Origin of the sequence: Proteus sp. PR00224 (assembly GCF_016238105.1) — a bacterium.
Classification (GTDB): Bacteria; Pseudomonadota; Gammaproteobacteria; order Enterobacterales; family Enterobacteriaceae; genus Proteus.
Genome location: NZ_JAEHQU010000004.1, coordinates 110,763 through 122,455, shown reverse-complemented (window position 1 = coordinate 122,455; position 11,693 = coordinate 110,763). Strand labels below are relative to the sequence as shown.

Sequence of the window (11,693 nt, the reverse complement as noted above, 5' to 3'; positions counted from 1 at the left end):
ATCTTTGCAAAGTAGTAAAGATATATTATAAATTCATATTTATAATAGTACTGTGTTTTTGATACTAAATATTATGTTGCTAGTTAATAAAAATAACAAATAAATGTTTTATATACTAAACAAATTATTCTGATTCACTTTTTAAACAATAAAAACGACAAATAACTTTATACGTTTTACTTACTAGAGAGAAATATGGAGCCAACAACACGTTTAATCGATCACATACTATCTTTTGCCCTCCTTGATCCTAGAATTGAAGCTGTAGTACTAACAGGATCATTAGGCCGCAATAAAAAGATAGACAGTTATTCTGATATTGATATAGAGCTTATCGGTCATGGTGCGACTGAACTCGCAAAAAACCGACATTGGTTATCACAATTTGGTGATGACCTTGTTAACTTACAATTAGAGTGTGAAGATCCTAAAGGTAAGCTTTGGCCTATTTATTTACATGTTTTAGCTCAAGGTCGCAAAATGGATATCATGATGGCAGAGCCTGAACGTATTTTTAACATGAAAAGTGAAGGGCTCAGCCCAGTTTACCAGCGTGGATATCAAATCCTACTTGATAAAACAGGTTTATGTGACGGGCTTCCTGAAATTAGCGTTATAACGCCTCCTATGCTTTCAAAAGAGGAAGCTTACAGTAATGCTCAAGAATTCTGGTTTGAAGCCACACAAGTCGCTGTAGCCATTCTACGCCATGAGTTTTGGTTTGCTAATTATCGCATGAATGATATGCGTGAATGGTTGATAGCCTTACTTGAACAAGTTGCATTACAAACATCAACACAAGATGTGTGGTATCAAGGAAAAAACCTAAAAGAGTGGCTACCTAAGTTTTATTCATTACGTTCATTAGAAAGTACACTTGCAATGAGTACCCCTTATGAAGCCGCTGCCGCCCTTTCTGTGATGATGGCATTTTTTCTTGATGCTTCAAAACAGCTAAATCACCCAATTGATACTGCGATAAAAACGCAAGAACTTGTCAGTAATTGGCTAATTGACAATGAATTTTTGACTGAAAATGAATACACCCAGATTACATCATCGATTGTTTGTCATTACTGATTTCAATGTGATTGTTAATTAAAGCGAGGTAGTTTTTTCAATTTTGAGAAAACTATCTTCATTGTTTAATAAAACAATGCACTGCATTATCAAAAAATAGAAAAATAGCTAAGAGTTTGTTTACTGTTCTGTTTAGGGAATGATAGATATACGGAGAAGGGATTGAAATGGTGGGTCGTGGGCGATTCGAACGCCCGACCAATTGATTAAAAGTCAACTGCTCTACCGACTGAGCTAACGACCCATTTCAATAAAAACGGATTGATGTTCGAAAATGGTGGGTCGTGGGCGATTCGAACGCCCGACCAATTGATTAAAAGTCAACTGCTCTACCGACTGAGCTAACGACCCTTTTTCGAACTCGCCACATTCTCTGTGGCAACGGCGGGTAATAATACTGATTTAATGTTTTTGTGCAATGTTTTTTTTCAAAAAAACATTCAACCGCTGAAAAAACAATCATTTAACCCCGAAAATGCAACATTTTACATTACGGGGTCAATAATTAGAGTGTTCCTAGCTGCTTTTGCGCTAATTTAGCGCCAGCGCTATTTGGATATTGCTTAATCACTTGTTGGTAAACAGCTTTAGCATTATCCTTTTGCCCTTTCTCTTGCATGATCAAACCTATTTTATAAAAGGCTTCACTTGCTTTTTGAGATTTTGGATAGTTTTTAACAACAATAGCAAATGTGCTTGCAGCCTGATCCTTATTACCTTTTAGATAATACATCTGACCCAACCAAAATTGTGCATTTGATTGATAGCTAGACTTCGGATAGTTATTGATAAAGTTGTTTAATTCAACAATTGCCTTATCGTAATCTTTAGAATTCAATACGATATCAATTGCTGCATTATAATCGGCCTTCTCATCACCTTGTCCTGAATTAGTTGCCGCAGGAGGTGTTGAAGAAGCAGTATTATCAGGTTGAGTGGCTTCTGTTGATGTTGAAGCTCCGCCACCAAGGCTATCTAATTGTTGATAGATGTTGCGTTGGCGTTCAACAACTTGATTTAACTGATATTGATTTTCCTGAATTTGACCACGTAACATATCAATATCACGCTGAGAATCAGCGAGTTGTTGCTGTAATTGGGTCAAAAGCTGGCTGTGAGCATTTGAAAAACGCTCAAGTTGGGCGAGTCGTTCATCGGTCGAACCTGAACCGATATTACTGATTGGCGCTTGGGCAATAGCGGCTACAGGAGCCGCTACGCCAACCAGTAACAACAGACTCATCAAGAAAGGTCTGAAGTTACTGTTGTTCATGCCGTTCTCTTAGTAATCCAGTACTGCACGACGGTTTTTCGCATAAGCGGCTTCGTCATGACCCAGTACAGCTGGTTTTTCTTTACCGTAAGAAACGATTGACAGTTGATCAGCAGATACGCCTTTACCTTGCAGGTACATTTTCACAGCGTTTGCACGACGTTCGCCCAGAGCGATGTTGTATTCTGGAGTACCGCGTTCGTCAGCATGACCTTCTACAGTGATACGTACTGATGGATTTGAACGCAGGAATGCTGCGTGTGCATCTAACAGGTTAGCGTAGTCTGAGCTAATGTCATATTTGTCAAAACCGAAGTAAACGATGTTTTGTTGTTTCAGTTGTTCTAATTGCTGACGTGCTAATTCTTCAGCAGTAGGACCTTGTTCAACAACTGGTACATTGTTTGTATCAGTTTGATCGTCGTTTTTGTTTGAGCTACATGCTGCAACAGCAACGAGTGGTAATGCTAACATCAACCCTTTAAACACTTTGTTTAATTGCATCTCTATTTGTTCCTTTATTTGTTTGCCATACATAATTTTTATGCATCACATAAACGGTGACCAGGCAGGTGATTTAACCTGACCGTCAGTCGCCGGAAGACGCGCTTTGAAACGTCCATCTGTCGATACTAGCTGCAAAATGGTGCCTAAGCCTTGTGTAGAGCTATAAATAACCATTGTGCCATTAGGAGCGATGCTTGGCGTTTCATCCAGAAACGTATCTGTTAGATATTGTACAGAATTAGTTTCTAGATCCTGCTTAGCGATATGTTGCCTACCGCTTGCAGAACTTACCATAACTAAGAAACTACCGTCTGGGCTTACTGCTGGGTTTTGGTTTTGTCTACCTTCCCAAGTAATACGCTCTGGTGTTCCTCCGTTAATATTAACCTTATAAATTTGAGGGTTTCCACCTTGATCTGAAGTATAGACCAAAGTCTGCCCATCTGGCATCCAAGATGGCTCAGTATTATTACTTCTACCATTGGTTACCTGTGTCATATTCCCACTTGCTAAATCCATAACATACAGATTTAAACTACCGCTTTTAGAAAGAGCAAATGCAAGTTTAGAGCCATCAGGTGAAAACGAAGGTGCACCATTATGTCTTGGGAATGATGCAATTTGGCGAATCTCACCTGTTGCTAATGTTTGTACCACTAAAGCAGATTGACCACTTTCAAAGGTTACATATGCAAGTTTAGCACCATCTGGTGACCATGCTGGTGACATTAATGGCTGTGATGAACGATAAACACGATCTTGGTTAAATCCATCATAATCTGAAACGCGCAATTCATAAGGATATGCGCCACCATTTGTCACAACAACATAAGCAATACGTGTACGGAATGCACCACGAATACCCGTCAGTTTTTCAAAAACTTCATCACTAGCGGTATGTGCAGAGTAACGTAACCATTTAGATGGAACTTTAAACTCGCTTTGAGATAAAACCGCACCTGGAGAGCCAGCAACATCAACTAACTGATAGCTCACTAAATATTGGCCATCCGCTGATGGTTGCACACGTCCTACGACAACAGAGTCAATACCTAATGCCGTCCAAAGTGCAGGTTGGACTTCAGAAGCAGTAACTGGTTGTTGAGGTATACGAGACACATCAATCGGATTAAATTTTCCGCTATTTCGTAAATCAGCCGCAATTATACCAGCAACATCTTCTGGCATTTGACCTGTGCCTTCCCATTTAAAAGGAACAACACCAATAGGGCGTGCAGTATTTACCCCTTGTGTAATTTCAATTCGAACTTCAGCGTTAGCCAGAGTGGTTACGCATAAAATCAAAAGCCCGAAAATAACATTTAATGCCTGCTTCATCATGTCTCCCTTTTATTATTGCGGTTATTACGCAATAACGCACAGAATAGTAACAAACGCTTTTCAACAACACCATACAACGCATCAATAACATTCTAAAATAGCTATAAATTAGTGTATGTTTTCCTACAATCAGACAGTTTTATGGTTTAAACTCAATTACTGATGATTTTACTTGTTCATAAACATCTTTCGGTGGCTTCGGTAGTGTAGCTGTATTCGCCGCTCTTAATGCCACTTGGCATAATGCAGGATCGCCACCTGCAATCTTCGCATTAATTAGCATCCCATCAGGTGCAATGCTAATTCTTAGCTCACAAGTTTTACCTTTGTATAATTCAGGATCAATAAACTTCTGTTCTATTGCAATTTTCAGTTGGCCTTTATAGCGATCTACACCTTCACCATTTGCGCCAGTACGATTTCCACCGCCTTGGCCTGCTGCTGATGCACCGCTTTGTTTGCTACCATCAGCCACTAAACCATCAAGTAAATTATTTACTGTTTTACTTTGCTGTTGAGCTGCCGCTTTTGCTTTGGCTTCTGCCGCTGCTTTAGCTTTCGCTTCTGCGGCAGCCTTTGCTTTAGCATCGGCTTCTGCTTTGGCTTTTGCATCCGCTTCAGCTTTGGCTTTAGCATCAGCTTCTGCTTTAGCCTTCGCTTCTTCCGCTTTTTGTTTCGCGGCTAATTCTGCTTGTTTCTTGGCTTCTGCCTCAGCTTGTTTTTTAGCATCAGCTTGTTCTTTTAAGATGCGATCGCGCTCTGCTTTCGCTTGTGCAGCCGCTTCTTCTGCAACTTTTTGTTCTTCTTTTGCTTTAGCGGCAGCTAATGCAGATTCACGTTTTTGAGCTTCTGCCGCTTCTTTCGCTTGTAAACGTTCAACTTCTAACGTTTTCAAACGTTCTTGTTCTTTCATTTGCTGCTGACGCAACTCTTCTTCTTGTTGCTCAGCACGCTCTTTTCGCTCTTGCTCGGCTTTTTGGACGTTAGCTTGTTGCGCTTTTTGCTGGTTATACTGTTGTACCACCGCATTAGGATCAACCATAATAGCATCAATAACTTGTCCATCAGATCCACCGCCACCACCTAAATCCCATTTCTGAGTTAATGACCCCCAGATAAGCAATGCGACAACGAGTAAATGCAAGGCGGTAGACAAGATAACTGAACCGCTCAATTTACTTCGGGTTGGTTTCGTCTTCTTTCCCACGCTATCATCCAAACTTATTTCAACCTAATTACATAGGCTGAGTCATTAAACCTACAGACTTAACACCTGCTTGACGTAACATGTTGAGCGCTTTAATTATCTCATCATAAGGAACATCTTTAGCACCGCCAATAAGAAAGACAACTTTCGGATTTTTTTCCAGTTGTCGTTTAGCTTCAGCCATAATCTGTTCTTGTGGTAATAATTCTAACACTTCCTGATCAACACGAATGTTGTATTGCCCAACACCTGCAACTTCAACAATTACAGGAGGGTTATCGTTACTTGAAACAGTTTGTGTCTCTGTTGCTTCAGGAAGATCAACCTCAACACTTTGCGAGATAATAGGTGCTGTTGCCATAAAAATAAGTAACAGCACTAATAATACGTCGAGCAAAGGAACAATGTTAATCTCTGATTTTACGCCTCGGCGGCTACTGCGACCCCGTGCCATCAGCTCTCTCCTTCTGCGTTAACTATTTCTTTTCTGCGGAGGTAAAAGCTTGGCGATGTAAAATCGTCAGGAACTCTTCCATAAAGTTATCGTAACTTTGTTCCAGTTTATTTACACGCTGCGTAAACCGGTTATAAGCCATAACTGCGGGGATTGCCGCAAATAAACCGATAGCTGTTGCAATCAGAGCTTCAGCAATGCCGGGTGCGACCATTTGTAATGTTGCTTGTTTAACACTACCTAATGCAATAAATGCGTGCATAATCCCCCAGACTGTACCGAACAGACCAATATATGGGCTGATAGAACCGACAGTACCAAGGAAAGGAATATTATTCTCTAAAGATTCTAATTCACGATTGAAAGAAACACGCATAGCCCTTGATGCACCATTAACAACCGCATCAGGAGCATGAACGTTTGCTTGATGCAAACGGGCAAATTCTTTAAAGCCAGAATGAAAAATTTGCTCTGAGCCAGATAATTCATCACGACGAGCTTGGCTATCTTTATATAAACGTGCCAAATCAGTACCTGACCAGAATTTATCTTCAAAATCTGCAACTTCACGATCGGCGGCATTCAGAACTTTAGTTCGCTGAATAATAATCGCCCAAGATGCAATAGAAAATCCGATTAAAAGCAACATGATCAACTTGACTAAAAGCCCTGCTTTTAGGAAGAGATCGATAACATTCATGTCAGCCACTACTTAAACTCCGCGATAATGGACTTAGGAAGCGCTACTGGCTTCATTTTTGATGAATCTACGCAGACAACGAGCACTTCTGCGCTGCACAATACACAACCATCTTCATTAATAATTTTTTGAGAAAATGTCATCGAAGCACCACGCAATGTGGTAATTTCACTTTCTACTTGCAAAAGATTATCAAGTCGAGCTGGCGCAATATATTCTATTGATAATTTACGTACAACAAATACAACATGATTATACTCCCGTAAATCATGTTGATGAAAACCTTTTTCTCTGAGTAGTTCAGTTCTAGCGCGTTCAAAATATTTCAGATAACTGGCGTGATAAACAACACCACCAGCATCAGTATCTTCATAATAAACACGAACAGGCCAAAGAAACTGCATAGTACCTTCCTTACATTTCCCGAGTTAAGCCCATAAATAATGTAGCTATAGGTTACCTAACTATACTTAAGCGGTCGCTCTAAGGGAATCGTAGTAACGTAAAGAATAGAAAACGCAGTTTTCAGGCGCCAATCATAAACTCTTCTTTGCAACACGCAATATGCTTTGTGCTCTGAATAGAAAAAATATTTTTATTAAGACAGCATAAAAATGCTTGCTAATTAGAAATTCATAGATTGTCTAATTTAGTAGTATTATTTTTAATGACAGAAAAAAACCAGTTAAAAAACTAGTTTTCCATATAAATCAATTAATTATTTGAGATTGGGGTTTCATGAAGATAGTGCCATTGCCAACTCCCATCATGAGAATTGCGTCTTAATAACACCACAGACTCGCGCATAAGAATTTTCTTATTTTCACTATGTGTTTCTTGATATCTGACAAGCGCCAAACAATCTGATTGGTAAATTATTTTATAATTATCCGTTTTTATTTTCAGACTACTTCTTTTTCCTGCATTTTGTCTGAACATCGCAATAACGTCATCATAACTCACCGCTTTTCCGCTGATCCCAACCATTGAAAACTCTTGAGATAAAAGATTTTCTATTTTTGTAATAGCAGCAACTGGTAGTGGATATTGCGTAAAAACAGTTTCAATCTCATCATGCAAAGATTTAATGCTTTCTATAATTAAATCACTATTAGAATTCATCTTGTATTTCCTGTGTAATAACTTTTGTCTTTAGTGTAAGTAATAAAGTAAGAGGTAATATGCCTATCAAGGCGCATATTAAAAAAGTCATGCTATAAGCAGTTTGTGGTAAACAAAAAAGAGAAAAAATATTAAATAACATAGCAACCATAGTTGCCCCAACACTAAAAACAACTTGTCGGTTAATATTCCAAATAACACTTGCTTGAACTAATTTTTTTGCACTAAAGTCATACAATGCTGTGGTTTGCGCCGTGTTTGCGCCAATTCCCCCACCCACTCCGATAATTAGATATGCAATAATAAGTAATGGAATATCTGTATTGCTATTTACAAAGGTTAATAAGGAGATACCAATACTGTGTAATAGCAATGCAATAATAAATAAGCATTTCATACCTAATTTATTATAAAGTGCACCACTTATTATCATTGAAATAAAGGCACCCAGTGCATACAACAACATAAAAATACCCGTGCCTTGAGCTGTAAATTTTAAATATTGTTGTAAATAAAAAATAGCGAGGATATTCACTCCAGTAAAAACACCTGGAATACAGTAGTAAATAAAAATAGAGAGCGATAGATTTCTATTTTTTAATAATGCTAGATTAATAACCGGCGATGAATGGCGTCGATAATGGTAATAATAAAGTACAGCAAAAATTGTTGAAAGTACGGCAATCACTAAAGCAAGTAATGTTGAGTGATATTCACCATATGCAGATAACGCAAACAATCCAGATACAATAATCAAACTAATAAGAATGATACCTTTAATATCAGGCATTACATTTTCTTTAGGTAAAGGCTCTTTTACCCAGATAAAGGCTAGAAACGCGGTTATCAATGAAAATGGAATATTGCTATAAAAAACCCAACGCCACGAAACCACATCAACAATAAATCCACCCAGTGTGGGTGATATTGCAGGTGCAATCAGCGCTATCACCATAATAAGCGTTGATATTTTACTTCTCTCATGCCCTTGAAAATATTGAAAAGTTAATGCTTGCCCTATTGGGATTAACAGTCCACCACTCACACCTTGAATAAAGCGCCAAAAAATAAGTTCGATGAAAGAGTGAGAATATCCCACTAATGCGACCGATAAACTAAACATCAACATTGACGTTACCATCAATGCTTTAATTCCAAAACGTTGAGATAACCAGTGACTCAATGGAATAATTAATGTTAATCCCAGAATATAACTATTTGAAACCCATGTAACAGAAACAATAGAGATCTGCATATCATCGGCAATTGCAGGTAATGCAATTGCTGACATAAAAATGTTAATGCAATCTATAAAGAAGCCCAGCAGAAATATAGATGCAATTCGATAGCGGTAAGTCATAAAAATCCTCCACGCATAGAGTACGGAAGATTGACGAATTTCGTCTATCTGACAAAATAGAATTTATTGTTTAATCAGAGTAAACAATCATGCAAAATCAAATTGATCGAATTCGCTCTTTTATTGCTGTTGTTGATACGGGATCATTTACTCAAGCGGCAAAATACTTGCGTTTAAGTAAATCGATGGTGAGTATTCATATCAAAGCGTTAGAAACAGAATTAGATGTGTCATTACTCAATCGTAATACGCGGCGATTTTCACTAACTGAAACTGGTGAAATGCTTTATCAAGATTTTCGCCAAGTGTTAAATCAGTTAGAACAAACTTTAGATAAGGCGCGATTAGGACAACAAGAATTACAGGGATCGTTGAGATTAAGCTCAACGGCTGAATTTGGTGAACACTATATTTTGCCATTACTTAATCAATTTATGCAGTTGCACCCAAAGCTAAAAGTACAATATGCGTTTAATTCTTCTATTGAGGATTTAATAAACCATAAACTTGATCTTGCCATTCGTCTTGGCACATTAAAAGACAGTAATTATCGCTCTACAAAACTGGCGGATTATGAGATAAGTTTAGTTATCTCACCTTATTTGTTGCAAAAGTTCTCAATAAAAACCATTAATGACTTGAACACTATTCCTTATTTAGCAAATAGTAATTTGCGCCAAAGTAAGCTTTCAGCCTCTTCAGAATTCAATACCCTTCTCTCTCAATTAGCTCAAGATGCCTGCTTCGAAACAAATACTATTGCTGCATTAAAGAAAATGGTACTAGCGCATTCAGGAATGGCTATTTTACCACATTGGTATATTCATCAAGAATTATTGGAAAATCAATTAGTAGTGCTATTTCCTGAACTATCGCTATTAACACAATCCGTTAATATTATTTTTCCTTATAGCGAATACATCCCAAGAAAAACACGTTTATTTATTGATTACTTAAAAGAGAATATTCAATTATAGAAACACGGGGATGAAAGAATTTAGCGCGGTTTTATAGAAAATAAAATACCTTATTTCTTTTTCATATTATGAGCAGAAATAAGGTATTTTTTTAGAAGAAAAAGTAACTTAACCCAACAACTAAAATAATAATTGCAGGGATTGGATGTAATAAACATTTTGCAACAACATGTTTAGGACGAAATGCTAGACCAAAAGTTGCACCAGCACACACAGACCAAATAAGAAGAATACCTTGCCAAATTGCAAGTGAACTTGTGTTCGCTGCAAATCGGCTAGGATCCCACATGACACAAAATGCCATGACCAACGCCATGATTAAAACAAGAGCCCTAATAGGGCCCTTGTCTAGTAGTTGGTAGCTTTTATCCAACATTATTCTTCACTTTCTGAAGTTTTTTTAGCTTCAGCGTGTTCGAAAGCCAGTCCTGCGATCACCGCAATACTACAAGCGAAGAGTGTGCCGAGGATCCATGCAAAATACCACATTCTCTATGCTCCTTAGTAAAGAGTATGATTATTGCCTTCGATAAATTTCTTATCGAGGCGACCGTGCATTTTCCAGTAACACCAAATGGTGTAAAGGAGAACGATAGGTACAAAGATAATCGCAACAACTGTCATTACCTGAAGAGTAAACAGGCTAGAAGTTGCATCCCACATTGTTAAGCTCACATCTGGGAAAGTGCTTGAAGGCATCACAAATGGGAACATAGTCACACCACAAGTCAGGATAACACAAGCAATAGTCAGTGAAGTGAACAGGAATGCCCAACCACCTTTGTTTGCTTTAGTTGCAACAATCGCCAGTAATGGAGATAACAGACCTAATGCAGGCAGCGCCCATAATACTGGATAGTTGTTGTAGTTAGTCATCCAAGCACCCGCTTCGTGAGAAACGGTTTTCAGCAGTGGAGATGATGGACCTGCTGTATCAATAGCACTTGTAATAATAAAGCCATCAATACCATAGATTAACCACACACCTGCTAATGCGAATGCGATAAACGTAATTAATGAGGTAATATACGTTGTTTTACGAGTACGCTCATGTAACTCACCAGTAGTACGCATTTGAAGATAGCTTGCACCGTGTGCAACAATCATCATTAAGCTAACCACACCCGCTAATAAACCGTATGGGTTTAATAGGCTTAACAGGTTAATCAGGGCGTTAGTCGTACCGTTATAAGATACACGTTGCATACTATCGACTTCTAATGGAACACCTTGTAGCAGGTTACCAAAAGCGACACCGATAACTAATGGTGGAACGAAGCTACCAATAAAGATACCCCAATCCCACATGCCGCGCCATTTTGGAGATTCCAGTTTAGAGCGGTAGTCAAAACCGACTGGACGGAAGAATAATGCCGCCAGTACGAAGATCATACCGAAATAGAAACCAGAGAATGCCGCAGCATAAACCATTGGCCATGCAGCGAATAATGCACCACCCGCTGTGATTAACCATACTTGGTTACCATCCCAGTGAGGAGCAACAGAGTTAATTAAAATACGGCGTTCAGTGTCATCTTTAGCGATCACGCGTAGTAACACACCCACACCCATATCAAAACCATCAGTGACTGCGAAGCCAATCAGTAAGATACCAATCAGTAGCCACCAAACAAATCGCAATACTTCATAATCAAACATAGTGGACTCCTGT

The 11,693-nt window shown here is 38.5% G+C and carries 14 protein-coding genes and 2 tRNA genes; 2 read left to right on the top strand and 14 right to left on the bottom strand.

Features of this window, described 5'->3' with window-relative positions; translation table 11 throughout:
* The first annotated feature begins 195 nt into the window (after positions 1–195).
* Complete coding sequence (locus JEP71_RS09190) at positions 196–1,080, top strand: aminoglycoside 6-adenylyltransferase (protein WP_198620418.1); 885 nt, start codon at positions 196–198, stop codon at positions 1,078–1,080.
* Between the two features lie 168 nt (positions 1,081–1,248).
* Here JEP71_RS09190 and JEP71_RS09185 read toward each other — a convergent pair.
* The 11 genes from JEP71_RS09185 to JEP71_RS09135 all read right to left on the bottom strand — a co-directional run bounded on the left by JEP71_RS09185 (position 1,249) and on the right by JEP71_RS09135 (position 9,044).
* Positions 1,249–1,324 (bottom strand) — tRNA-Lys (locus JEP71_RS09185).
* 31 nt (positions 1,325–1,355) lie between these two features.
* Positions 1,356–1,431, bottom strand: a tRNA-Lys gene (locus JEP71_RS09180).
* 154 nt (positions 1,432–1,585) lie between these two features.
* Complete coding sequence (gene ybgF, locus JEP71_RS09175) at positions 1,586–2,353, bottom strand: tol-pal system protein YbgF (protein WP_100159460.1); 768 nt, start codon at positions 2,351–2,353, stop codon at positions 1,586–1,588.
* Positions 2,354–2,362: 9 nt separating this feature from the next.
* On the bottom strand, positions 2,363–2,857 hold the full coding sequence (gene pal / locus JEP71_RS09170; RefSeq protein WP_100159459.1) for a peptidoglycan-associated lipoprotein Pal: 495 nt from the start codon (positions 2,855–2,857) through the stop codon (positions 2,363–2,365).
* A 45-nt stretch (positions 2,858–2,902) separates the two neighbouring features.
* Entirely contained in the window at positions 2,903–4,198 is a 1,296-nt protein-coding gene (gene tolB / locus JEP71_RS09165; protein WP_109373960.1) for a Tol-Pal system beta propeller repeat protein TolB, read from the bottom strand.
* Positions 4,199–4,340: 142 nt separating this feature from the next.
* Complete coding sequence (tolA, locus tag JEP71_RS09160) at positions 4,341–5,408, bottom strand: cell envelope integrity protein TolA (RefSeq protein ID WP_198620417.1); 1,068 nt, start codon at positions 5,406–5,408, stop codon at positions 4,341–4,343.
* Positions 5,409–5,436: 28 nt separating this feature from the next.
* Entirely contained in the window at positions 5,437–5,862 is a 426-nt protein-coding gene (gene tolR / locus JEP71_RS09155; protein WP_109373958.1) for a colicin uptake protein TolR, read from the bottom strand.
* A 22-nt stretch (positions 5,863–5,884) separates the two neighbouring features.
* Positions 5,885–6,571, bottom strand: coding sequence for a Tol-Pal system protein TolQ (tolQ, locus tag JEP71_RS09150; RefSeq protein ID WP_198626126.1), 687 nt, complete (start codon positions 6,569–6,571; stop codon positions 5,885–5,887).
* Positions 6,571–6,966 (bottom strand): tol-pal system-associated acyl-CoA thioesterase, encoded by a 396-nt coding sequence (gene ybgC, locus JEP71_RS09145; protein WP_109373956.1) that lies wholly within the window; start codon positions 6,964–6,966, stop codon positions 6,571–6,573. Before ybgC ends, tolQ begins: the two co-directional genes overlap by 1 nt.
* A 310-nt stretch (positions 6,967–7,276) precedes the next feature.
* Entirely contained in the window at positions 7,277–7,684 is a 408-nt protein-coding gene (locus JEP71_RS09140; protein ID WP_109373955.1) for a DUF4440 domain-containing protein, read from the bottom strand.
* Positions 7,674–9,044, bottom strand: coding sequence for an MFS transporter (locus tag JEP71_RS09135; protein ID WP_198626125.1), 1,371 nt, complete (start codon positions 9,042–9,044; stop codon positions 7,674–7,676). Before JEP71_RS09135 ends, JEP71_RS09140 begins: the two co-directional genes overlap by 11 nt.
* 89 nt (positions 9,045–9,133) lie before the next feature.
* On the opposite strand from JEP71_RS09135, the gene JEP71_RS09130 reads away from it, so the two are divergent.
* Complete coding sequence (locus tag JEP71_RS09130) at positions 9,134–10,021, top strand: LysR family transcriptional regulator (protein WP_198626124.1); 888 nt, start codon at positions 9,134–9,136, stop codon at positions 10,019–10,021.
* Between the two features lie 91 nt (positions 10,022–10,112).
* Here the strand turns inward: JEP71_RS09130 and ybgE are convergent, their stop codons facing one another.
* From ybgE to cydB, 3 genes are read right to left on the bottom strand one after another with little or no spacing between them, the layout of a single operon-like run.
* On the bottom strand, positions 10,113–10,397 hold the full coding sequence (gene ybgE / locus JEP71_RS09125; RefSeq protein WP_075672722.1) for a cyd operon protein YbgE: 285 nt from the start codon (positions 10,395–10,397) through the stop codon (positions 10,113–10,115).
* Positions 10,397–10,510 (bottom strand): cytochrome bd-I oxidase subunit CydX, encoded by a 114-nt coding sequence (gene cydX / locus JEP71_RS09120; RefSeq protein ID WP_099075922.1) that lies wholly within the window; start codon positions 10,508–10,510, stop codon positions 10,397–10,399. Before cydX ends, ybgE begins: the two co-directional genes overlap by 1 nt.
* Before the next feature lie 12 nt (positions 10,511–10,522).
* Positions 10,523–11,680: a cytochrome d ubiquinol oxidase subunit II gene (cydB, locus tag JEP71_RS09115; protein WP_088493410.1), complete on the bottom strand. Its 1,158-nt coding sequence runs from the start codon at positions 11,678–11,680 to the stop codon at positions 10,523–10,525.
* Positions 11,681–11,693: the final 13 nt, after the last annotated feature.